Here is a 25039-nt window from a genome sequence, read left to right as displayed (position 1 = left end):
GCTTGCAGCTTCTAGACTACTTATTCTAAAAGAAATGATTGTATTAAAACCATTATTCTTACGAAGTCGTGATGGCCTAAGCTAGGTTGTGAGTGTCTTCTCATTGAAAATTTGAAAACGGTTATCCCTGTTTGAGCGATAGCGAGTTTGGGATATTAGTTTAAATTGAAATGTAAGAAGACCACAATCTAGGTTGAGCCTTGACTTTTTTTGTTACTTTTTGGTGTCAAGACAAAAAAGTAAAGAATTAACCGCGTAGCGAAAAAGAATTAACTAATCAGTTTACTCAAATCACTTTAGAAGTAAATGACCTATTCCATCTTGTCTTTAATCGCATATATCTGCGCTCTTGAGTTAATATCTAGTTTGATATAAATCTTACTAATATGGTATTTACACGTATTAACAGAGATAAACAGTTCATCAGCTATTTCCTTATTAGTCGCCCCTTCCCATAACAAGCTCAATACCTCAAGTTCGCGATCAGTCAGACTGTATTTATTCTTTATTTGGAATAGAGGTTCCTCTTTTGACGCTGATTTCTCCTCGTTATTTCTAGTAATAATATCTGCATTGATACTCTTCTCGTGCTCTAACTGAGTATGGTAGTCCTTTATCATATCCATATACTGATAGATATGTTTTTTATAAATAGAGTTCCTCTCACTTACTTTTTTTAATTCTAGAAGTGTGATACAACTAGAAGCGATAAGAATAGGCAATCCCATTAAACGCAATGTTGGCCATACTATAAATAACTCAAATAGCTTATCATTCACAGATGGTGCTAATATAATAGTGGTAGTCGCTATACAGATTATCAAAAACGAAATATAGTTTTTATAACTATAACTGTGGTTTAGGATAAAGAATAGGTACAACGCAAGAATCGTTAGTAACGTCGTTATAGGATGTATAAAGCTATTCCCTTCTCTAGGAATAATAAACAAATTAGAGATTAACTCTATCGCTATTAGGGCAAATAACACAATAATCCCTGTCTTGTAAAACTGCTGCTTATGCTTAAAACGCAAGAAAGGGTAGGGCTGTAAGATCAATAGCACTAAGGAGGTTCCAATGTTCCAAGCAACTAAATATCCAATAGTAGCGTGATGATCAGGCATATAAAAATAGATGATATCCTTCGTCAAAAAGCTCAGAAATACACTCAACTGCAAGAGCAAGTTAAACCCTAGTTTCTTATATTTAAAACTGATATATAGGGTAAATAGGATAATAAGAGATAGAAACGAAATACCGTAATACAACCCTATAATAATGTATTTAGGGGTATCCGATTCAAAAAAAGGAAACTGATTTAATAGTGGTGGTGGAATCATATATTATTTATACCTATTCCTTTTTATATTATAAAAACAGAATAGTAATTTATACTAAACCCAGAATCAGCGTCAGCCAAATACTACAAAACAATTCTACTTCATAGCTCTTTCATTAGTTCTAAAACCATACTACAATATGCTTTAATCACTAATTCAGATCTATCTTGTATAATTGCTTTTCGTTTATCTGTCTATCACTTATTCTAGGTTAAAAGCAATAGAAGTATAAGGCACTTTTACGCTTTCAATCCGCGAAAATACTCAAAAAATTAGTCTAGTCCTCTATTAAAACTGTTTCTTTACACGTTAAAAAAGGCTAGGTGGACATTGGGGGACAATGTATGTCATTGAATAACAGTGTGTAATTCTTATTTATATCTGTTCTGATTTTTTAAGACAAATTATAAAACTCCTTCCACTCACTAGGTCTCCTTACAAAGTATTTGAGAAGAACCACATTATATTTATAAAGCTTGATAAACCATATCCACAATCTACATCACCCTATGCCGAAGGCAAACAACAAAAAAACGACATCACAAAAAGACAAAAAAACAAAAGAGCCCAATTCTAAAATTGGGCTCCAAATAATTAATTTAACTCTAATTCGATATCTTTTAATTCCTTTAATATCGATTCTTTATCCTGTACGAAGTAAGTCATATCATTGGCAAATAGCGTTTGATAATAACTGATTCCGTCTAGCATATTCTGTTTAGTCTTTGCCAGTTTCTTTATTCTAGGCATAGCACTATCAGACTCGATAGCTTTTAATTCCTTTCTATAGTGATCTAAATACATTCTCAATTCCTTTATTAAGAAGTGTGGACGTTCTACTGTATCGATTACATTATCTCTACCATAGATATGGTTAACCATACGCTTAAGAGAAACCTCTTTAGTAAAGTACGCTATATTTGGTCCAGGACAGATAGCGACCCCTTGAGATTCTCCTTTGATTGGTAAGTTATGCTCTAAGAAAGAAGCATTGGCTAGGCCAATACATAGACAAGCTTTTCCTGTGATTTGGTCATACTTAGCATCAAAATCTTGTTTTGTCATTGTATCCTTTTGCTCCATTAAAGCATCTATCTGTATGGTTTGATACTTTCTAGAAGCTGTACACAGCCCCTCATTATCATACTCTTTATTTAGTGCAAGATACTTACGAGGACAAGAGCTACCTGCTTTGTTTTTCTCTATTCTACCAGATTTAAAGTATTCATTAGTAGTTCCCTTAACACTGTTAAACGGCACTCCTAAAGGAGATATATCACTTAAGTATAGATCTTCCTCTTTTGCATTTGCTAATAAATCACGTGTTTGTTGATCGACAGAAGTAGCCTCAGGAACTAATAAGAACGGCGATCCCCAACCCACAGAATCCACTGCATAGATATCTAATAAGAACTGATGCTCTGCAGCTGTTCCTACACCACCTTGAGCAGTTACTTTTAAGTCAAGAGGAGTTGTAGGTACATATCTCTCTTTTTGAGTTAATGACTTCACTAGCAAATCGTGTGTAGAAGCGATTAATTCTTCTCTTCTTTCTTTAAACTCTTTTAGAATAGCTCCCATTAGATACCCCTCCGTAGCGAAGGCGTGTCCTCCACAGTTAAGCCCTGATTCGATGCGGTATTCCGATACCCAAAGTCCTTTCTTCGCTAAGAAATTTCCTTGAATTAATGCTGATCTAAAATCACTTACTTTAAGGATGATCTTCTTTTGAAGGTCTCCATTGGCAGTTGGATAAAAGGCATCAAACTCTTCAAAATAACCAAATAAGCGAGGATTCATCCCAGCTGATAAGACTACAGAAGAATGTAAAGTACTATTAGCAAAACCGCGCAATGCTGCGTGTGCATCATTATACTCTACAGGTAGTGCTACCTTCTTATCATAATTCTCCTTATCTACCTTAGTCATAATATTCACATCAATATCTCCCGGAGTAAGATATTGATCTAGAATACTCTTAAGATTATCGATAGACAGCTTTTCATCGAGATGATGCTGTAGATTCTTTCTAATCTCGGATACAGAAGGAAGCATATCGATATAGTCTTCGACTTCCTTTTTACTTTCTATAAAGCTATTCTTCAGATTGTCAAATTTGCCTTTAACGATAGTATCTAGTGTATTAAGATAAGCTGTAATACGCTTTGCTCTAAAGTCCTCTATCTTCTTTGTAATCTCTTGGTAAGGCAATTCGAATTTCTCACAATAGAACTTGTTCATACGTTCTATTAGCTCATCATCCATCACTGAGATAGTTGATGAAAAACCATATTGGGCAACCCGTATCGGACTATCAATCGTATAAGCCAACCCCATTACAGGAATATGGAATGAATGTAGTGGTTTTAATTTCATTTGGTTTGTTATGTTTTTAATCAGTCGGGGAAATTCTCTAATTAATTCCATTAAAAAAGTGACAAATATCATAAAATGTGAATATTAGCAATTAATTAATCTATTTCACCCCATCTATATTGGCAGGATATTAGAATAGGTAACTCTAGGAGAATAGAGTAATGGCTTTATGTTCAATTAGTTCACTATGAGAACTATAAAATGTTAATTTATTGGTTAAAATAGGACAAATCACAGGTTGTTAAAAATTTAACAAATACGTCTTTTTTAGTAATTTTATACATCGCCTAAACCCAGTGATAACAAGACTTCACAAGGGTTTATTCGGTAGTTGTTCGGGACTTCTTCGCAAGAAGTTCGGAAAACTAGGGTGTTTTCCGAATAAGCCCCGAATAAACCGTGAGCAAAGCCTTATAAATACTGCAATGCAGCCTTGTTTATGCTGTTAAAAAAATCGTTAAAATTTTTGAAAATAGGTTTAGAAAACTGTGGTTTGTGCTTTCTTTTCTGAGAAATGTACTAGACTTTATTCAGAAGAATATTCTCAATGCGAGCGCATTGATTTTAAAGTCTTTACTGTAGACAAAGGTAGTGAAAATAATATAGGTATGGGAGAGGGTGTAGGGGATTTTTGATTTAATTACGAACCAATACTTTAATATCGATGTATAATTCTTTTTTTGTATTTTTAGTTAAAATTACAAAAGGTTTAGAATATTATCAAGAGGATGGTTTTTAGACTATCTTAATAATTATAGATTATGAAAAAGCAATTACTATTATATTCTTGGGTTATACTTTTTTTTACTTCTTGTTCATCAAGATATGTGGCAGTAGTTAGTCCTGAGGCTAAGATGGAATTTGGAATAATGCTTGAAGCGCCATCTAAAGGGATGTTCTTTGTTGAAAATGAGAAGGTCGGCGGGCCAAATGTTGAGCATACTAATACGGCTAATTCCCTTTATAATAAATATGGACCTGCTACTGATCAGATGTTTGTAGGTAGAACTAATGCTAGGCAGTTAAAGTTTAAGACAGAGGGTCAGACCTATTTAGTAGATATTACTAAGTTTAAAAAGGGAACAGCGATGGTTATATTTGACGGAAAGAATAAGCCAATTATTACGTTTAATGTAAATAAATATAGATCATTAGCTAAGAAATACTTTGGGAAGGAAGAGGGGAATCGTTTCTTTTAGTTTATAACGAAAATTATGAAAAAGATACTATACATACTAGTTTTGGGAGGCTTAATGTCTTGTCAAAAAGAAAAGGAAACTGTTCTAAAAGAAGATATTCAATTCCTAAAAATAAAGAACGGTCTTATCGAATCTAGTTATTATGAAAATGTTGAGAGTATAAAGCCTATAGATGGTTTTATACCTAATGATAGCACGGCTATTAGGATAGCGGAGACAATATTGTATAAAGTATATGGCGAGAATAATATTGTAAAACAAAGACCTTATAATATTGCATTAAAACAAGATTCTATATGGTGCATACAAGGAAATTTGCCTGAAGGATGGGAAGGGGGAGTGTTTTATATTGAATTGAATAAGAATAATGGAAAAGTTGAAAAAATGTTTCATGATAAGTGAAAATATATGATTCCTTTGTTGATTGTTTTAAATTATAATATTTATGGAAGAAAATAGCGTCACTATATTAAGGGATAATGTTAAATATCTTATAGGAAGCAAGTTAACATATTCTGTAATGTCAAAATTAACATTTGAAGAGTATATGAGTTTTGTTTATGCTTTTTTTAGTGAGTTGAATACTATGAGAAATAAGGGATTAAAAAAGGAAGACGTTGATAGTATTATAAAAAAACAATATTCAGATGTAATATCTGTTTTTGACGATAATGATGTAATGTTTGAAAGAAGGTTTGAAGTCTTTAATGAGGAATTAACTGAGTTCTGCTCGTCTCCATTATTTTGGAATACAGATTTTACTGAATATATGAAAAAATGGCAATTTGCTTTTCAACATAAATGGTTCAAACAGGTTTGATATACTTTAAGACATATTATTTATTCAAATGAATACAAAGAGATTACTCCACACCACAGCAAATGGTGCGTGATAAAGAAAGTTTATTGAAGGATAAAACATTATTACAGTGGGGTCATCTCGAAGAGGGAAGATGGAAAGTATTAATTTTGGATGCTTTGGTTAGAATTTATGATTTAAATTGATAACAGATATATAATGAAATTAATAGAGCTAATGCATTACTTTAGAGAAGCCGATAGTAATTATAAGGATTTTTGCAAAATACAAAGTCTAAATGTAGAGTCAGAGGTTATTGAGATATATATGAGATCCCCGCTTAGATTAGAAAATGACCTTGGATTCTTTGATATTGAAGAAACGGGAGGAACGATAGATTTTGAATTTGAAGGGATAAAGTTTTCGAATCTATTTGATTTCTACTTTTTTTTAGATGCAATTAGTGAATTGAATAATCATAAAAGTGAACAATTAAGTGATCAAGAAGTTGCAGAAAGACTGTTCCGCTATGTGATAAATAATGCTTAATAATTTTGATTGTTTGAAGGTATGTACACTTAATTTTATTAAATAATAATATTATAGTAAATGAAATATTTAATAGTTTTTTTCCTCAGTATATCCCTCTTTAGTTGTAAAAGAGAAAACATAGAAAATACTTTGTCTAATGATAAAGTGCTTTCTCCTTTAGAATTCAAGAATAAAGAGTTAGAAAGGTTATTTATAAAATCTTTAGAGGAATTGGATATAGTATTCTTTGATGAGGAATTTAATCACACTATTTTGGAGTTTTACGATAATCCTGATGGAACCAATACAATGGTTGTAGCTATAAAAAATTGTCCTCCAATAGATGTGATAAATCTAGTTTTTGTAAAAGACTATAAGGGGCATATTGTATATGTTTATTATGGTGATTATTTAAAAAGGAAAGTAAGCAATTTTATAAATACAAATGATAAACCTATTAAATCAGTTACATTAGAGCCGGTATCAGATGAATTTGAGTGTATTTATAAAAGAGAATTTATTCTTGATAGTTTATTTACACCTTATTAATTAGTATAGGCTTCAAAACGATTTAAGATGACGTCCTATTAGCATACAATCGTAGGGACGATTACATACGTCAACTTAAAATATCGTTATGTGTTTTCTTGTGATAATAATGTATAGTCTTATATCTTCTCCTGAAATACAGTAGTAGTTATCAATATTCTAAATAACATATATAAAAACAATTATAGCTCTTAGTTTAAAGCTATAGATTAATAGAATATCATTTAATGTGTTCTCATTTTCAATTTATTCGTTAAAAAAGCTTTATTCGATGGTTATTTCAAATATTTATACTTTATTTTGTAGTAAACAAATGATTACAAAATGGAGAACATAACAACAGAGAATTACGATATTTTATTTGGACAGGAAGCGTATGAACAACTAGGTTCATATTTAAATAGCAATGGCTATAGTAAGCTTTTTATCTTGACGGATTCTAATTGTTATGAGCATTGTTTACCCTATTTTCTAAGTAATCTGCCTACAGAAGTACCTTTTGAAATCATAGAAGTAGAAGCAGGTGAGGAGAATAAGGTACTAGAGACTTGTGCTGGAGTGATACAGACTATGTTAGAACTAGGTGGAGATCGTAAGAGTATGATCATTACTGTAGGAGGGGGAGTGATCACGGATATGGGAGGTTTTATAGCTTCTGTATTTATGCGTGGTATTGACTTTATTAATATCCCCACTTCTTTATTAGCGATGGTAGATGCCTCTGTAGGAGGAAAAACAGGTGTAGACTTAAATGGAATTAAGAACTGTATCGGTTCATTCGTTATGCCTAAGATGCTTATCATCGACGTTAATTACCTAGAAACTTTAGAGGCAAGACAAATTAAAGCAGGTTATGCAGAAATGCTTAAACACGGCTTGATATTTGATGATAAATATTATACGTATCTTAAGGATATTGCTAACGTTGATTTTAATGATTTAGAGACGTTGATCTATCATTCTGTAACAATAAAGAATGATGTGGTAACACAGGATCCTAAAGAGCACGGACTGCGTAAGATATTAAATTTCGGACATACGATAGGGCATGCGGTAGAGAGTTACTTCTTAATGCATGCAGAGAAGGAGACCTTACTACACGGTGAGGCTGTGGCATTAGGGATGGTAGTGGAGGCTTATATTTCTATGGAATTAGCGCAACTTACCGAAGCAGAATATTTAGATATAAAAGAGACTATTCACACTATATATGGTGTAGTGCAGATGACAGAAGAGGACATAGCAGGAGCATTAGAATGGCTTAAGTTTGATAAAAAGAACTACAACGGTAATATCCGCTGTGTGTTATTAGATAAAATAGGGACTTCAGTATATGATATTGAGGTTAACAAGGAGTTGATAGTAAAAGGGTTAGAAGCCTATTTGAATTAAGGTTTAAAAACAAACAATTTTTACTATTTCATTGTATTAATTTGTTACATTTGCGCTCGTGAAAATAGATGTTTTATATATTAAATTCTGTGTGTCTTCAAGGCGCAAGGTGAGGCGTTTCGTCGTTAGACAAAAGGCTAATTATGTATATGGCATTATCAAGTATTCTAAGGAGGCTATTAATTCATTTAGATTCAGGGATAAGTTGCCAATAGTTTTTGCCAATATTCGAGTTTGAAAATCAGTTTATATAGATTCATTTACGGTTGTTAACCACTAAATGAGTTTAATTGAGAAAGAATTTTTTTAACCTTTATTAAAAAGAAAAGACATGAATACAAAATATGTTGACTTAATCAACCAAACTTTTTACTTTCCACAAGAAGAATTCAAATTAAATAAAGATACTCTTCAGTTTCACAATATCGATTTAGTGGGACTTGTTGAAAAATACGGTACTCCATTAAAATTCACATACTTACCTAAGATTTCTGAAAACATTAGCAATGTTAAGACTATGTTCAGAAAAGCAATGGATAAGAATAAATACAAAGCAAACTATTACTACTGCTATTGTACTAAGAGTTCTCACTTCTCTTACGTTCTAAACGAAGCATTTAAGAATGATATTCACGTAGAGACATCTTCTGCTTTTGACGTAAACATCGTAGAGAACTTATTAGAAACAGGTAAGATTAACAAAGATACTTTCGTATTGTGTAACGGATTTAAACGTGCTCAATACATTGATAATATCGCTAATCTAATCAATAATAAACACGAGAAGACTATTCCTATTATTGATAACTACGAAGAATTAGATTTACTACAAGAACAAATCAATAAGAAATTTAAGATCGGTATTCGTATCGCTTCTGAGGAGTCTCCTAAGTTTGAGTTCTATACTTCTAGATTAGGTATTGGATATAAAAGTATCTTGCCATTCTATAGAAAACAAATCGCTGAGAACCCTAAAGTAGAGCTTAAGATGCTTCACTTCTTCATTAATACAGGGATCAGAGATACTGCATACTACTGGAATGAATTAGTAAAATGTCTTAAAGTTTATATCACTTTAAAGAAAGAGTGTCCTACATTAGATAGTTTAAATATCGGTGGAGGGTTCCCTATTAAAGATTCATTGGCTTTTGACTTTGATTACCAATATATGGTAGATGAGATTATTCACCAAATCCAATTGGTATGTGAGGAAGCTGATGTAGATGTACCTAACATCTTTACAGAATTCGGATCTTACACTGTAGGAGAGAGTGGAGGAGCTATCTATGAGATATTATACCAAAAACAACAGAATGATAGAGAGAAGTGGAATATGATAGATTCATCATTTATTACTACACTTCCTGATTCATGGGCTATTAATAAGCGTTTTATTATGCTTCCTATTAATAGATGGAATGATCCTTATGAGCGTATTTTATTAGGTGGATTGACTTGCGATAGTGATGATTACTATAATTCAGAACAAAACTTAAACGCAATCTACTTACCTAAGTATAATAAAGAAAAACCTTTGTATATTGGCTTTTTCAATACAGGGGCTTATCAAGATCAAATCGGTGGATTCGGTGGTATACACCACTGCTTGATTCCTCAGCCAAAACATATCTTAATCGATAAAGATGAGAATGGTATTATGGCAACAGAATTATTCTCAGAACAACAAACTGCAGAGCAAGTATTAAATATCTTAGGATATAACAAATAGAAGTAAAAGAAAGAATATTAATATAAAAGATTAAATAAAATGAGTAAAGGACCAATTAGTCAGTTTATTGAGCATAACTATAGACACTTTAACGCTGCTGCGTTAGTGGATGCTGCAAAAGGATATGAAGCACACTTAGACGCTGGAGGAAAAATGTTAATCTCTATGGGTGGTGCGATGAGTACTGCTGAGTTAGGAATTTCTTTGGCAGAGATGATTCGTCAAGATAAAGTACAAATCATTTCATGTACTGGAGCTAACTTAGAAGAGGACGTGATGAACTTGGTTGCTCACTCTCACTACAAAAGAGTTCCAAATTATAGAGATTTGACTCCAGAGCAAGAGAGAGAGTTATTAGACAATCACTATAACCGTGTAACTGATACTTGTATTCCAGAAGAAGAGGCTTTCCGTCGTTTACAAAAGCACTTAGAAGACGTATGGCATGCTGCTGAAGCAGAAGGGAAACGTTATTTTCCACACGAATATTTATACCAATTAGTGAACTCAGGTGTATTAAAACAATACTATGAGATCGATCCTAAAGATTCTTGGATTATCGCTGCGGCTGAGAAAAACATTCCAATCGTATGTCCAGGATGGGAAGATTCTACATGTGGTAACATCTTTACATCTAACGTAATCAAAGGAAAACTTAATGTACACACTGTAAAAACAGGTATTGAGTACATGATCTACTTAACAGAGTGGTATAGAGCTAACTCAGGTGGACACGGAGTAGGATTCTTCCAAATCGGAGGAGGTATCTCTGGAGATTTTCCTATCTGTGTAGTACCAATGATGTACCAAGATTTAGAGTGGGAAGATGTACCTTTCTGGTCATACTTCTGCCAAATCTCTGATTCTACTACATCTTATGGATCATACTCTGGAGCAGTTCCTAACGAAAAAATTACTTGGGGTAAACTAGATATCGACACACCTAAATTTATAGTTGAGTCAGATGCTACGATAGTTGCACCATTAATTTTTGCTTATATTCTTGGTAATTAATTTTTAATTTTTTGGGAGTAAATAAATGTGATATTTTATTTGTAGTTTACAATTTACCTATTACATTTGAAACTGAAATAAAGCAAGAACAAGAATGAAAAGAGTAATTGTTGATTACGCAAAGTTAACGAACGAAATTTTGACGCTATTGGTCGAGAAATTTCCTGACGGGTATGATGATGCAGATATTATTCGTTTTAAGAACGTAAAGAACGAAACTGTGGAAGCAGTGGAGGTAAGAACTGAGGATACTATATACCTGGTAAAAGTAAGTACTAAGCTAGCAGATAGAATAGAGAACTATGATGAAGACGAAGAAGACTTCACAGAAGCTCCTGAAGATTCATTAGATGCTTTAAAAGACTTAGAAATTGCAGACGATGAAGATTAACAAAATAATCTAAATATAAGAAAGCCACTCTTTATAAGGGTGGCTTTTTTATTGATAATATTGAAGGTTAAGATACTTTACATACCTGTATTTAATAGACTTTAGATAATAAATAGAAGTGATTATACTTAAGTGATCACTAATCACTATTTAATTTGGGCTATTCTTCCTTAAAGAGTATGAACTTCTATAATTTTCAATATATTTGCAATCGATAAAAATTCACAATACATTTTAAAAATATGAAAGCAGGTATAGTAGGATTGCCAAATGTAGGTAAATCAACATTATTCAATTGTTTATCTAATGCAAAGGCACAGAGTGCTAACTTCCCATTTTGTACAATAGAACCAAACATTGGGGTTGTGAATGTACCAGATCCACGTTTATTAAAATTAGAAGAGTTAGTAGTGCCAGAGCGTGTATTGCCAGCTACTGTAGAGATAGTTGATATCGCTGGATTAGTAAAAGGAGCAAGTAAAGGAGAAGGTTTAGGAAACCAATTCTTAGGAAATATTAGAGAGTGTAACGCTATTATCCACGTAGTTCGTTGTTTTGATAATGACAATATTATTCACGTAGATGGTAATGTTAACCCTATCAGAGATAAAGAAACTATCGATATCGAGTTACAGTTAAAAGATCTTGATACAGTAGAGAAAAGATTAGAGAAAGTAAAGAAAACTGCTAAAACAGGAAATAAAGAAGCTCAAGTAGAGGCTGACTTATTAGAGAGAATTAGAACTACTTTATTACAAGGTAAATCTGCACGTATAGTAGAAGCTAAAAACGCAGATGAAGAGGCTCTAATCGAGGAATTCCAATTAATCACTACTAAACCTGTGTTATATGTATGTAACGTAGATGAAGGTGCTGCTGTAAGTGGAAATGCTTATGTAGAGCAAATCAAAGAATTAGTGAAAGATGAGAATGCTGAAGTAATCGTACTAGCTGTAGGAACTGAAGCTGACATTATGGAATTAGAAACTTTCGAAGAGCGTCAAATGTTCTTAGAAGATTTAGGATTAGATGAGCCAGGAGTTTCTAAATTGATCCGTTCTGCTTATAATTTATTAGATCTTCAAACATACTTCACTGCAGGTGTGAAAGAAGTTAGAGCTTGGACTATCAAAGTTGGTGATACTGCACCTCAAGCTGCAGGAGTAATCCACAGTGACTTCGAGAAAGGATTTATCCGTGCTGAAGTAATAGGTTATGAAGACTACGTTACTTATGGGTCAGAAGCTAAAGTAAAAGAAGCTGGAAAGCTTAGAGTAGAAGGAAAAGAATACATCGTAAAAGATGGAGATGTTATGCACTTCCGTTTTAACGTGTAATCTATACAATAGTAAAGATAGAAGAGAAGCTAATTAGCTTCTCTTTTTTTTGCTAATATTTTTAGTAAAACTAAATTAGGAATTGTTAAAATTTTATTGAATTTTGTATACGTTTTATAAATGGCAAACTAATAAGAGGTTTTCCTTTATAATCAATGCTTTAGTGTCTAAGGATGCTAATCAAGTATCACAAGTATTATTTTAATTCTTAAAGTATTTTAGTTTAGCTATGCAAAATAGTAGTGTAAAAAAATTAATCTTATTATTTAAACAATCCGTTTTTGATTTCTTAGATGATAATGCTATGAAGTTCAGTGCAGCGCTATCGTATTATACGATATTTGCTTTACCTCCTTTGATGTTGCTTATTATCTCAGCTAGTGGCTTTATCTTTTTTGAAGAGAAAGAGGTCGCTAATTTCTTCTATGATCAATTAAGAGATATGGTAGGACCTAATACCACTCAGGAGATCCAAAGAGCAATGGATAATGTACAGTTTAATAAGAAAAGTGGTTATATCACTACAGCGATAGGGATAGGTATCTTGTTATTTAGTGCTTCTGGAGTCTTTGCGGAGATACAGAGTTCTATTAATTATATCTGGGGCTTAGCTGCTAAGCCAGATAAGAGTATTGTAAGGTTAATTAAGAACCGATTGCTTTCTTTTGCAATGATTGGATCAGTAGGATTTGTCTTGCTAGTCAGTTTGATGATTAACTCTATTGTTAGTTTACTTTATACCTATTTAGGGAATTTCTTTGCTGAAGATACAATCATACTTGTCAAATTACTTAATAATATAGTCGTATTTTTAATTATAACCATTCTATTTGTCCTTATTTTCAAAACGTTACCTAACGGTAAGTTGTTGTGGAAAGATGCCTTTGTTGGAGCGGGATTTACAGCAGTTTTGTTTATGATAGGAAAGTTTGGGATAGGTTGGTATCTTGGTAATACAGCTTCGTCCTCTTTGTATGGAGCGGCTGGTTCTGTGACGGTTATGTTAGTTTGGGTCTATTATTCGGCTATGATTCTCTATTTTGGAGCTGAGTTTACTAAAAATTACGCAAGCCTATATGGAAGAAAAATACTTCCAGGCCCTTATTCTATTGAGATAGAAAAGAATGTGATTAAAAAGGGAGAAGAACAATAAATCCCTAAAAACTGTTATTTGACAATTTTTATTTTAAGCTAATTAGTAGTAAATTAGCGCAAATTCCTACGTTTTTTATGCAAGATCAAAATCAATATACCGAAGATAATATTCGTTCGTTAGACTGGAAGGAACATATTCGTATGCGTCCTGGTATGTATATCGGAAAATTAGGTGATGGATCATCTCCTGATGATGGTATATACATTCTAATTAAAGAGGTTATAGATAATAGTATCGATGAGTTCGTGATGGGAACTGGTAAGACTATTGAGGTTACACTCAAAGATAAGCTAGTGACTGTGCGCGATTATGGACGTGGTATTCCCTTAGGTAAAGTCGTAGATGTAGTGTCTAAGATGAATACAGGGGGTAAATACGATTCTAAAGCATTTAAGAAGTCTGTAGGTCTAAATGGTGTTGGTACTAAAGCAGTAAACGCTTTATCTAACTACTTTAGAGTGGAGTCTGTACGTGATGGTCTATTAAAAGGGGCTGAATTCTCTGCTGGAGATTTAGTAACAGAAGAAGATCAAGTAGAAACTACAAGAAGAAAGGGAACTAAGGTTTCTTTCATCGCTGACGAAGCTATCTTTAAGAACTATAAGTATAGAACAGAGTATATCGAGCGTATGCTTAAGAACTACTGTTATCTAAATAAAGGATTAACAGTGATGTTTAATGGGGAGAAATTCTTCTCAGAGAATGGTCTTAAGGATTTATTGCTAGAGAATATAACTGAAGATGACCAAGTATATCCGATTATCCACTTAACTGGGGATGATATCGAGGTAGCGTTAACACATAGTAGAAGTCAATATTCTGAGGAGTACTACTCTTTCGTAAATGGACAAAACACTACTCAAGGAGGTACACACTTGGCAGCATTTAGAGAAGCTTTAGTAAGAACACTAAAAGAGTTTTACAATAAGAACTTTGATGCTTCAGATATCAGAAAGTCTATCGTAGCAGCTGTAGCAGTGAAAGTAGAGGAGCCTGTATTCGAATCTCAAACTAAGACTAAGCTAGGATCTACAGATATGGGGCCTGAGTTGCCTACTGTGCGTACATTCGTAAATGACTTCGTAAAAACACAGTTAGATAACTATCTACACAAGAATCCAGAGATAGCAGATGCGCTATTAAAGAAGATATTACAAGCAGAAAAAGAGCGTAAAGAGTTGTCTGGAATTAGAAAGATAGCTAAAGATCGTGCTAAGAAAGCTAGTTTGCACAACAAGAAACTAAGAGACTGTAGAGTACACTTAACAGATATAAAGAATCCGTTATACTTAGATAGTACTTTATTTATTACGGAGGGAGACTCTGCATCAGGATCTATTACCAAATCAAGAAACGTGAATACGCAGGCTGTATTTAGTTTAAGGGGTAAGCCTTTAAACTCGTATGGAATGACCAAGAAGATCGTTTATGAGAATGAAGAGTTTAACCTGTTACAGGCAGCATTAGATATAGAAGATGAGTTCGAGAATTTAAGATATAATAATATTGTGATAGCTACCGATGCCGATGTCGATGGTATGCACATTCGTTTATTATTAATTACATTCTTCTTACAATTCTTCCCAGAATTAATTAAAGAAGGGCATTTATACATCTTACAAACTCCTTTATTTAGGGTGAGAAATAAGAAAGAAACCATCTACTGTTATAGTGAAGAGGAACGTGTAAATGCTATCGAAAAACTAAAACCTAAACCAGAGATCACACGATTTAAAGGATTAGGAGAGATATCTCCGGATGAGTTTCAATTCTTTATAGGGGAAGATATAAGATTAGATCCTGTAATGCTAGATAAATCTATCTCTATCGATAAAATGTTAGAGTTTTATATGGGTAAAAACACTCCTGATAGACAAGAATTTATCATTGACAATCTTAAAGTTGAACTTGATGTTGTAGAATAATAATTATGAGCCAAGACGAGAATTTAGATCAAGAGTTAAACAATATTAATAATGAACATGCTATAGAGGATCACTCTGATGTTCAGGAAGAAGTAACTGAGACAATAACGAAGGTAACTGGGATGTACAAGGATTGGTTCCTTGATTACGCCTCTTATGTTATCTTAGAACGTGCTGTACCTGCTATCGAAGATGGTTTTAAGCCTGTACAGAGACGTATTATGCACTCGATGAAAGAGTTGGATGATGGACGTTATAACAAGGTTGCTAATATCGTAGGGCACACGATGCAGTATCACCCACATGGGGATGCGAGTATTGGTGATGCCTTAGTTCAACTTGGACAAAAAGATCTATTGGTTGATATGCAGGGGAACTGGGGTAACATCCTTACAGGGGATGGTGCGGCAGCTTCTCGTTATATCGAAGCTCGTCTAAGTAAGTTTGCTTTAGAGGTATTATATTCTCCTAAAATAACGCATTGGCAAGCATCATATGATGGTAGAAAGAATGAACCTATTAATCTACCTGTCAAATTCCCATTACTTTTAGCGCAAGGTGGTGAAGGTATCGCAGTAGGATTATCTACTAAAATACTTCCTCACAACTTTAATGAATTGATAGACGCGTCTATTAAGATCTTAAAAGGCAAGCCATTTACGATATATCCTGATTTCCCTACTGAAGGGATAGCAGATGTATCAAATTATAACGATGGGGCTCGTGGAGGACGTGTACGCGTTAGAGCTAAAATAGCTCCTTTAGACAAGAATACTTTAGTAATCACTGAAATACCTTTTTCTACCACTACTACTAGTTTGATAGAAAGTGTGCTTAAAGCAAATGAAAAAGGGAAGATCAAGATTAAAAAAATAGAGGATAACACTGCTGCGCAGGTAGAGATATTAATTCATCTACCTCCTGGTACTTCTCCTGATAAGACAATAGATGCATTATATGCTTTTACAGCATGTGAGACGTCTATAGCACCATTAGGATGTGTTATTCAGAATAATAGACCTTTATTTACAGGTGTTTCAGAAATGCTTACTAACTCTACTCATCAAACAGTAGAGTTACTTAAGAAAGAACTTGAGATAGAACTGTATGAACTTGAAGAGAAATGGCACTTCCTATCACTTGAGCGTATCTTTATTGAAAATCGTATTTACCGTGCGATTGAGGAAGAAGAAACTTGGGAAGGAGTCTTAAACGCTATTGATGAAGGGTTAAAGCCTTTTGTTGTTAACCTGAAGAGAGCTATTACTCAAGAAGATATTGCTAGATTAACAGAGATTCGTATTAAGCGTATTTCTCGTTTTGATATTGATAAAGCTAATCAGAATATTGAAGCTTTAGAAGGAGAAATAGAAGCTGTAAAATACAACTTAGAGCACTTAATAGACTTCGCTATAAAATACTTTACTTCTCTTAAAGAGAAATATGGTAAAGGAAGAGAACGTCTTACTGAGTTAAGAAGCTTTGATACAATAGAAGCGACTAAGGTAGTTCTTAGAAATACTAAACTTTATGTAAATAGAGAAGAAGGTTTCTTTGGTACTGGTCTTAGAAAGGATGAATATGTATGTGACTGTTCTGATATAGATGATGTTATCGTATTCTTAAGAGATGGTTCTATGATGGTATCTCGCGTTGACGAGAAGAAGTTTGTTGGGAAAGATATCATACATATTGCTGTTTGGGATAAAAATGACAAGAGAACGATCTATAATATCATTTATAGAGATGGTAAGTCAGGATCATCATATATCAAGCGTTTTAATGTCACTGGGGTAACTCGTGATAAAATGTACCCTTTAACACAAGATAAACCTGGTTCGCAAATACTTTACTTCTCTGCAAATCCTAATGGTGAGGCGGAAGTCGTGACTATCTTATTAAGACAGTTGACTAATGTTAAGAAACTGAAGTTTGACTTAGACTTTGCAGAACTATTAATTAAAGGTAGGGTTGCTAAAGGAAATGTCGTTACTAAGTACGCAATCAAAAAGATAGAATTAAAAGAGAAAGGTATCTCTACTTTACGTCCACGTAAGATTTGGTTTGACGAGACAGTTAAACGTCTTAATGTAGATGGTAGAGGAGAGTTATTAGGAGAGTTTAAACCTGAAGATCGTTTGTTGATTGTTAATCAAAGTGGAAAACTTAAGACTATTGTTCCTGAGCTAACTACGCACTTTGAGGAAGATATGATCGTATTAGAGAAGTGGAAAAACAATAAGCCGATTTCTGCATTATACTTTGATGGAGAGAAGAATCGCTATTATTTAAAACGCTTCCTTATTGAGAATGAGAACCGTGAAGAAATATTTATTACTGAGCACCCTAATTCTAAATTAGAAATAGTGTCTACAGACTTCAGACCGATGTTTGAGGTAGTATTTGCTAAGGTTAAAGGTACTCAGAAAGAAAACTTATTGATTGATGTAGAGCAATTTATAACCATTAAGGGAATTAAAGCTTTAGGTAATCAAGTATCTGCTGATAAGATACGTCAGGTGAATATATTAGAATCATTGCCTTATGTAGAGGAGGAAGAGGAAGAAGAAGAGGAGGAAGAAATCATCATCGGAGAAGCACCTGATACAGAATTAGATGACGATGATCAACTAACATTACTATTTTAGAATAATTAGATGAAGTACAGCTATCTCTTAATCGCTTTATTAGTAGGAAGTCAACTCTTTGCTCAAGAAGCAGATGACAATCTATTTGATCAAAAAAGAGAGATAAAAGGGCTTAGCGATAGATGGGATTTGAACCCTGAGAATAAAGGTAAAACATTTACCATTACTCCATATAAGCCTATTTATCTATTGCCTGCTAGATGGTCAAGTAGTCCTAATGAAATGCCGACTAGTCTACACGAGACTAATTCTGCTACGGAACCTATTGATTATAATAGATCAGAGATACGCTTTCAGTTTAGTTTTAAGACTAAGGTAGTTACAGGACTATTTTGGGGTAAAGGAGATATATGGTTAGCTTTTACACAGACTGCCAATTGGCAAGCTTATAATGATAAGGAGTCAAGGCCTTTTAGAGAGTTGAACTATGAGCCTGAGGTGATCTTTAATTATCCGTTAGATTTATCTATTCAGGATTTTAAATTTACGATGGCTGGGATAGGTTTTAATCATCAGTCTAATGGAAAGAGTTTACCATATTCTAGAAGTTGGAACAGAATAACAATGCACCTAGGAATGGAGTATCAGAACTGGACATTCTTAGTAAGACCTTGGTTTAGATTATCTGAAGAAGCTAAAGCAGACGATAATCCTAAGATAGAGGACTATGTAGGAAGGGGAGAGCTAGTAGTTGGTTATCAGCCTAAGAACGGGCAACTCTTTACACTAATGGTTCGAAATAACTTGAGATTTAATGATAATTACAAAGGCTTTTTAGAGTTTACTTGGGCTTATCCGATCAAGAATAACTTAAAAGCGTTCTTAGTCGTTAATCATGGATATGGAGAAACAATGATTGATTATAATTGGAAACAAACTAATATAGGTATAGGTATTTCCCTAATGGAATGGTTATAAAAAAATGCGATGAACTAAGTTCATCGCATTTTTTTATGCATTTAATTGACTGTAAATGAGCAGTCCTATAGAGAGTACAGCTAGACTTAAGCCTACGATATTTATCTTACTTAGTTTCTCTTTAAAATAAAAACACCCTATTAAGGTTCCCAAGAATATTACACCATAGTTCATCCCTGCGAATACTACAGTAGGATTGCTAGAGAAAGCTTTATGAGCATTGAGATAGAAGTATATATTCATAAAGTTCAATATCCCTATTAGAGCGCCATATAATATTGTCTGTCTGCTTACGTTTAATTTTTGCTTCTTGTAGATCACATAGATTGAATAGAATACAAAAGAAAGTGCTAAGGATACTCCGAATATGTAAAATAGAGTAGTGGTGTAGGGGGTAGTACTATACAGGGCAACTTGTTTAAAGCATATATCGATTATTCCGAAACCAAAGAAAACGAGTATTAAATACAGAAAGCAATATTTATTCTTGACTTCATTATTATCTTCTTTTTTAAGAATTAAGCCTATAGACAGGAATCCTATGAATAAAGCTAAATACTTCAAATTTGAGATATTTTCTTTAAAAATAAATATGGAAGCTAATATGGGAATAAAAAGAGACATACGCTGTGCAATATCTGTTTTTATAATTCCGGTATATCTAATACTTAAATATTGCATTACAAATATCGCTGGGAGTAAAATACCTAAACCTAATACTAACAGAAAGGGAAAATCGCTTACAGACTCAATATTGGGTTTAAATATAAAATATGACAGTAAAACTGTTGATATGTAATTAAGAATGATAATCTGAAAGATATCGATATTTCCTTTTTTTAAAACCTTTAAAAAAACACCAACAGATATACTGCTAAGGATGCTTAGTATTAGATATAGCATAGTAAGTGGATTGTATTGACAAATATAAAGTAATAAAGAGAATTCTAGTTGAAATAGGGTTCTAAAATATTCTATTTTACATAAGATGTATTATACTTTAATGTAGTGTTTTTTCAGCACTAATGCAATAATTAATTAAACATTAGAATGTTAATTAAGAATATTTTGCTAATTTTGTACAAAACGTAAAAGAAAAATTATTATTTTAAGTTTAAATATAGCTTAATGAAAATATGAAGAAAATCCCAAGATATAATAGTTGTGATCTTTTAGACCAAAATAATGTCTTAAAAGATTGTGTAATTTTTGATTTACAAAGAATTATTCAAATGAGGAATAATGTTGTATCTATCGCTCATCAACATGCGTTTTATCAAATCTTGCTAATTACAGGTGGTTCAGGTATTCATTTAATAGATAATGAAACTCATTCAGTTGCTAAAGGTGATATTTTCTTCTTATCGCCTGGACAAGTTCACAAGTGGGATTTCAATGAATCAACGCAAGGTTTTATTATAAACTTTACTATTGATTTCTTTTCACCATTTCTACTTAATAAAGATTTTATTCAATTACTTCCTTTTTTTGAATATGATTCGCATTATACTAAATTGAATGTTTTTCAACAGTTCTCCACTATAGCTAATATATTTGATAAGATAACTTTTGAATTTCAAATAAAGGAAAACTGTGATTCAAATCTTATAAGAGTCTATATATTAGAGCTTTTGTTGCTTTTGAAGAAGCAGATTAATGAGGAAAACAACTTTTCATATAGCCAGTTACAGCCTACTAATCTGATTAAACAATATGAGCACTTAATTGAAAAGAAATTCTATGAACTTAGATTTCCTAAAGAATATGCTAAGCTATTATATGTAACGCCTAATTACTTAAATGCTATATGTCAAAAGATTAAAGGACAGTCTGCTGGAGAAATTATTAGAAATAGAATCTTATTAGAGAGCAAAAGATTATTAGTAAATACTAATCTCTCAGCCGGTGAGATAGCTTATAAACTAAGCTTTAAAGACAATTCTTATTTCTCTAGATTCTTCAAGAAATACGTAGGTGTTTCCCCTGATGAATACAGAAAATCATAGAATACAAAATTTTTTAAACAGACTACTCCCCTCCTGTTTATACCTAAAAATAGAAGACATAAATCCCCACTTGTCTTCAAAAAAAAATGACTGCCAATAAGCAGTCACTCTGTATCAAAATATCTTTTTCTTAAAAGATAGTATCCCATTTTATAGTTGCGTTATACCATAGTGCTCCTTTATTAACTTCTAGAGGACTAGTGATATTATTAGTGTATAAGGCGCCTGTACCTAAACCTTGGGGCATCGTATTATTTAACGTATAGGTCCATTGAGCGATGGCATTTAAACCAATATTACTCTCTAAAGCAGAAGTTACCCACCATCCTATATTTCTCTCTTTTGCTAAAGTGATCCATTCTAGGCTTCCTTTAAATCCGCCTATTAGACTAGGTTTAAGTATAATATACTGTGGTTTTATCTTATCTAATAGCTCTTTTTTGTCTTCTATAGATAGTACTCCTATTAATTCTTCATCTAACGCAATAGGCAGTGGCGTATGCTCACATAACGCAGCCATATCCTTGATTTGGTGTTGTTTAATAGGCTGTTCTATACTATGAAGATCTAGGTGACTAAGTATTTCTAATTTCTCAGAAGCTTCTTCAGGGCTAAACCCTCCATTAGCATCTACTCTAAGCTCTATATCTTTAGCAGTATAGTGCTGTCTGATATATCTTAATAACCCTAATTCTCTCTCAAAATCAATCGCTCCGATCTTAAGCTTAACACAACTAAACCCATCTTTGAGCTTGTCGTCAATCTGTTCTTTCATAAAAGATTCTTCTCCCATCCATACTAAGCCATTGATAGCAATAGACTCTTTTCCATCTGTAAATGGTGAAGGAAATAAAATGAAGGGATCTTTACTTTCTAATGATAAGAATGCCTGTTCTAAACCAAACTGTATAGAAGGCCATTCTCTTAGACTTTCCCAAAGAACATCTTGACCCAAGTGGATATTCTCAACTACCCATTTTAGCTTTTCTTCATAGTTCGGTCTATCATCAAAACTAAGAGAGCGCAGTATCCCACACTCTCCTATTCCTTTTTTAGTATTATCTTCTAAAATGATATACCAAGTTTCTTTCTCTGTAAGCACTCCTCTAGAAGTACCTGAAGGTCTTTTGAATATCAGATTATGTCTTTTATAACTTGCTTTCATAACACTTATAGCGTTAAACTCTCACCTATATTTAATAGCATTAGATCTTTTCCTTTCTCAAAGAATTTGCGTTTTGCTTCTTCGTGATCTATCTCTATGTATCCAAAAGTATCAAAATGATATCCTAGAACCTTATCACATTTCACAAAGTCAGAAGCTACCAAAGCTTCATTTATATCCATCGTGAAGTTGCTCCCTATAGGCAAGACAGCTAAGTCTAAGCTAGTGAACATTGGTATAAGTTTCATATCCATCGTTAGAGAAGTATCTCCTGCGATGTAGATATTCTTATTTTTACTTTCGATAACGAATCCTCCCGGTTGTCCTCCATAGCTTCCATCAGGGAAAGAACTAGAGTGGATAGCCGGAGTATATTTTAATTTACCAAAATCAAAAGTCCACGATCCTCCATGGTTCATAGGGTGTGCATTAAATCCTTTTGCTTCATAGTGTCCTGCTATCTCTGCATTAGATACTATTACTGCATCAGGGTTATTCTTCGCTATGCGTTCTACATCAGCGATATGATCACCATGTGCATGCGTTATTAGTATATAATCTACTTTTATAGCGTCTACATCTATTGCTTTAGCCGCAGGTAATGGATTCCCTGAGATAAACGGGTCTACTATAATATTAATATCTTCCACTTGAATACCTAAACAGGCATGTCCGTAATATGTGATTTTCATAAGTATAATTTTTAAAGTACTAAAGCTATTGAAAATAATAGAGAAAGCAAAAATGTACTCAAGGCTACTATCTTCATTTGTGAATCTAATTCTCTTGGTTCTGTATTTTTCTTTACGAATACTAAATGCTTTAATAAAGGAATATAAGCAAGGATAAAGATGTATTTATAAAGAGACAGGTTTGCGTGTAGGCCATATACGATAAACGCTACTAGAGCAAATAACACGATGAAATAGTGATATTTCTTAGCGCCTTCTCTACCAAGTTTAACTGCTAGGGTATTCTTTCCAACTAATTTGTCTGAATTTAAGTCACGCATATTATTGATATTCAATACCGCAATACTCAAATTACCAACTGCTATAGCCGGTAGGATAACCCAATAGTCTAATACTTGACCATATAAGTAGAAACTCCCGATAACACTAACTAATCCAAAGAAAATAAAGACAAATAAATCTCCAAGTCCTTTGTATCCATAAGCGCCAGAACCAACTGTATATTTAATAGCTGCTGCTACACATGATACCCCTAAAACAAAGAAAAATAGTGACGTAAAGAAATTATCTCTGCCAAAAGAGATATAGATTAGGATTAACGCAGCTATTAATGAAAGAAATGAAGTAATGATAACACCTTTCTTCATCTCTTTAGCTGTAATTAATCCACTCTGTAAAGCACGTTGAGGACCTATACGAGTCTCATTATCTGTTCCTTTTACACCATCTCCATAATCATTAGCGAAGTTAGATAGGACTTGTAATAATAGCGTAGTTAATATAGCGAATGAGAATATGCTCAAGAAAGAGGTATTATCCGAAAAAAAAGGATACGCACAGGCGCTCCCTATTATAATTCCCGAAACTGAAAGAGGTAATGTACGCAGTCTTGCCGCACTTACCCAAGCTTTAAATTTTATCATCAATGGATCTAAATTGCACTAAGAGTAATGAGCTCTTAAGGAGTATTAAAAGTTCAAAATTAAAGAGAAATAATGACATACTCTCTATTTAAGACTACTCTTATCGACTTTTAAACAAAGTATGAAGAGCAAACTAAAAACTAATCTATCCGATAAGTTTAAGCTTTAAGTACTTATGAGGTTTAGCAAATGTATAGTATAATGCATATAGTGGATTAGCTCCCTTCACTGAGAAAGTTAATGTTTGGTCTTCTGCAATCTCAAATATAATGGCATTCGAAGTATTCCAATCTATTTTAGCACTTAGAATGTGCTTTCCCTCAGGTATTTCGAAGTCCATTTCCATCCCATTAGCGATAGATCCTAGTTTTTCCCCATCTAAATATATAGTATAGTTTCTAAATCTTTCTACGAAAGCTTTCTTTCTTCTTAAGATTATTTTTGCCATCTTTTAATTCCAACTTGTTTTTAGTAAAGTTATAAGTTATTAGAGAAGTAGCCCTATAAAAATCAACTATTTTTAACAAGTAATTTTAAATAAGTAATTTTAAATAAGTAAGCCGTTTAACCCAAAATATGTGATAGAGATATAAACGAAAAGTAATTCTACAAAATAGGTCTTAATTTGTGATATAAACATACTGTAGTATAGTTTTAGAGCTAGAGAAAGGATTATGAGGTAGAATTACTTTGTAGTATTTGACTAATTTGTTTTAGCGTTTAAAATAAATGCTTTATCATTCTATATTGACTTATGTATGCTTATTTAGCTATGCCCCATATGCTTAATTATTTTTTATATATTTGTTACTTCTTGAAGTGTTTTAGGGAACTTATACAAAACTACTTTCTCTAACTTAAAAGAATTTGCTTACTCCTTTTAGCAAAATTTAGATAGTAGACATTTAGTGTCTAATCAACTTTACTGACCATTCTTCTAGGTCTTGAT

At 33.0% G+C, this 25039-nt stretch carries 21 protein-coding genes and 1 pseudogene; 15 read left to right on the top strand and 7 right to left on the bottom strand.

What is annotated here, in order from left to right:
* Positions 1–311 precede the first annotated feature (311 nt).
* Both CF599_RS13880 and CF599_RS13870 read right to left on the bottom strand, forming a co-directional pair.
* Complete coding sequence (locus tag CF599_RS13880) at positions 312–1340, bottom strand: LuxR C-terminal-related transcriptional regulator (protein WP_121966607.1); 1029 nt, start codon at positions 1338–1340, stop codon at positions 312–314.
* Positions 1341–1934: 594 nt separating this feature from the next.
* Positions 1935–3716, bottom strand: coding sequence for a hypothetical protein (locus tag CF599_RS13870; RefSeq protein WP_121966617.1), 1782 nt, complete (start codon positions 3714–3716; stop codon positions 1935–1937).
* 761 nt (positions 3717–4477) lie between these two features.
* Between CF599_RS13870 and CF599_RS13865 the strand changes: the two genes are divergently transcribed.
* The 14 genes and pseudogenes from CF599_RS13865 (at position 4478) to CF599_RS13800 (ending at position 19304) form a co-directional block, all read left to right on the top strand.
* Positions 4478–4915 carry a hypothetical protein gene (locus CF599_RS13865; protein ID WP_121966606.1) on the top strand — a complete coding sequence of 146 codons (438 nt, stop codon included), beginning with the start codon at positions 4478–4480 and terminating at the stop codon, positions 4913–4915.
* Between the two features lie 15 nt (positions 4916–4930).
* On the top strand, positions 4931–5317 hold the full coding sequence (locus CF599_RS13860; protein WP_121966605.1) for a YbbC/YhhH family protein: 387 nt from the start codon (positions 4931–4933) through the stop codon (positions 5315–5317).
* A 43-nt stretch (positions 5318–5360) separates the two neighbouring features.
* Positions 5361–5735 carry a hypothetical protein gene (locus CF599_RS13855; RefSeq protein ID WP_254050320.1) on the top strand — a complete coding sequence of 125 codons (375 nt, stop codon included), beginning with the start codon at positions 5361–5363 and terminating at the stop codon, positions 5733–5735.
* Positions 5736–5933: 198 nt separating this feature from the next.
* Positions 5934–6263: a hypothetical protein gene (locus CF599_RS13850; RefSeq protein WP_121966604.1), complete on the top strand. Its 330-nt coding sequence runs from the start codon at positions 5934–5936 to the stop codon at positions 6261–6263.
* A gap of 60 nt (positions 6264–6323) precedes the next feature.
* A complete protein-coding gene (locus tag CF599_RS13845; protein WP_121966603.1) occupies positions 6324–6794 on the top strand; it encodes a hypothetical protein in 471 nt (156 codons plus the stop codon).
* Positions 6795–7118: 324 nt separating this feature from the next.
* Positions 7119–8186: a 3-dehydroquinate synthase gene (gene aroB, locus CF599_RS13840; RefSeq protein WP_121966602.1), complete on the top strand. Its 1068-nt coding sequence runs from the start codon at positions 7119–7121 to the stop codon at positions 8184–8186.
* Between the two features lie 331 nt (positions 8187–8517).
* Positions 8518–9915, top strand: coding sequence for an arginine decarboxylase (locus CF599_RS13835; protein WP_121966601.1), 1398 nt, complete (start codon positions 8518–8520; stop codon positions 9913–9915).
* Positions 9916–9954: 39 nt separating this feature from the next.
* A complete protein-coding gene (locus CF599_RS13830; protein WP_121966600.1) occupies positions 9955–10929 on the top strand; it encodes a deoxyhypusine synthase family protein in 975 nt (324 codons plus the stop codon).
* A 94-nt stretch (positions 10930–11023) separates the two neighbouring features.
* Positions 11024–11317: pseudogene (locus tag CF599_RS13825) on the top strand (hypothetical protein); the annotation flags it as partial.
* A 245-nt stretch (positions 11318–11562) separates the two neighbouring features.
* Entirely contained in the window at positions 11563–12657 is a 1095-nt protein-coding gene (gene ychF / locus CF599_RS13820) for a redox-regulated ATPase YchF (RefSeq protein ID WP_121966598.1), read from the top strand.
* A gap of 229 nt (positions 12658–12886) precedes the next feature.
* Positions 12887–13810, top strand: coding sequence for a YihY/virulence factor BrkB family protein (locus CF599_RS13815; RefSeq protein ID WP_121966597.1), 924 nt, complete (start codon positions 12887–12889; stop codon positions 13808–13810).
* 77 nt (positions 13811–13887) lie between these two features.
* A complete protein-coding gene (locus tag CF599_RS13810) occupies positions 13888–15738 on the top strand; it encodes a DNA topoisomerase IV subunit B (RefSeq protein WP_121966596.1) in 1851 nt (616 codons plus the stop codon).
* 5 nt (positions 15739–15743) lie between these two features.
* Entirely contained in the window at positions 15744–18386 is a 2643-nt protein-coding gene (locus CF599_RS13805; protein ID WP_121966595.1) for a DNA gyrase/topoisomerase IV subunit A, read from the top strand.
* 9 nt (positions 18387–18395) lie between these two features.
* Complete coding sequence (locus CF599_RS13800) at positions 18396–19304, top strand: phospholipase A (RefSeq protein WP_121966594.1); 909 nt, start codon at positions 18396–18398, stop codon at positions 19302–19304.
* Positions 19305–19337: 33 nt separating this feature from the next.
* On the opposite strand, the gene CF599_RS19910 is transcribed toward CF599_RS13800, so the two are convergent.
* Positions 19338–19868, bottom strand: coding sequence for a hypothetical protein (locus CF599_RS19910; protein ID WP_254050319.1), 531 nt, complete (start codon positions 19866–19868; stop codon positions 19338–19340).
* 668 nt (positions 19869–20536) lie between these two features.
* Here CF599_RS19910 and CF599_RS13790 point away from each other — a divergent pair.
* Positions 20537–21310 carry a helix-turn-helix domain-containing protein gene (locus CF599_RS13790; RefSeq protein ID WP_254050318.1) on the top strand — a complete coding sequence of 258 codons (774 nt, stop codon included), beginning with the start codon at positions 20537–20539 and terminating at the stop codon, positions 21308–21310.
* 130 nt (positions 21311–21440) lie between these two features.
* On the opposite strand, the gene CF599_RS13785 is transcribed toward CF599_RS13790, so the two are convergent.
* The 4 genes from CF599_RS13785 to CF599_RS13770 form a co-directional block, all read right to left on the bottom strand.
* Positions 21441–22475, bottom strand: coding sequence for an o-succinylbenzoate synthase (locus CF599_RS13785; RefSeq protein WP_121966591.1), 1035 nt, complete (start codon positions 22473–22475; stop codon positions 21441–21443).
* Positions 22476–22480: 5 nt separating this feature from the next.
* Positions 22481–23167 carry a metal-dependent hydrolase gene (locus tag CF599_RS13780; RefSeq protein WP_121966590.1) on the bottom strand — a complete coding sequence of 229 codons (687 nt, stop codon included), beginning with the start codon at positions 23165–23167 and terminating at the stop codon, positions 22481–22483.
* 11 nt (positions 23168–23178) lie between these two features.
* Positions 23179–24090, bottom strand: coding sequence for a 1,4-dihydroxy-2-naphthoate octaprenyltransferase (gene menA / locus CF599_RS13775; RefSeq protein ID WP_121966589.1), 912 nt, complete (start codon positions 24088–24090; stop codon positions 23179–23181).
* A gap of 145 nt (positions 24091–24235) precedes the next feature.
* A complete protein-coding gene (locus tag CF599_RS13770; RefSeq protein ID WP_121966588.1) occupies positions 24236–24538 on the bottom strand; it encodes a hypothetical protein in 303 nt (100 codons plus the stop codon).
* Positions 24539–25039 lie beyond the last annotated feature (501 nt).

The sequence above is a fragment of the Myroides sp. N17-2 genome (genome assembly GCF_002286775.1).
GTDB lineage: Bacteria > Bacteroidota > Bacteroidia > Flavobacteriales > Flavobacteriaceae > Flavobacterium.
The sequence above is the reverse complement of the archived record's forward strand: the minus strand, read 5'-3'. Positions and strand labels throughout refer to the sequence as shown.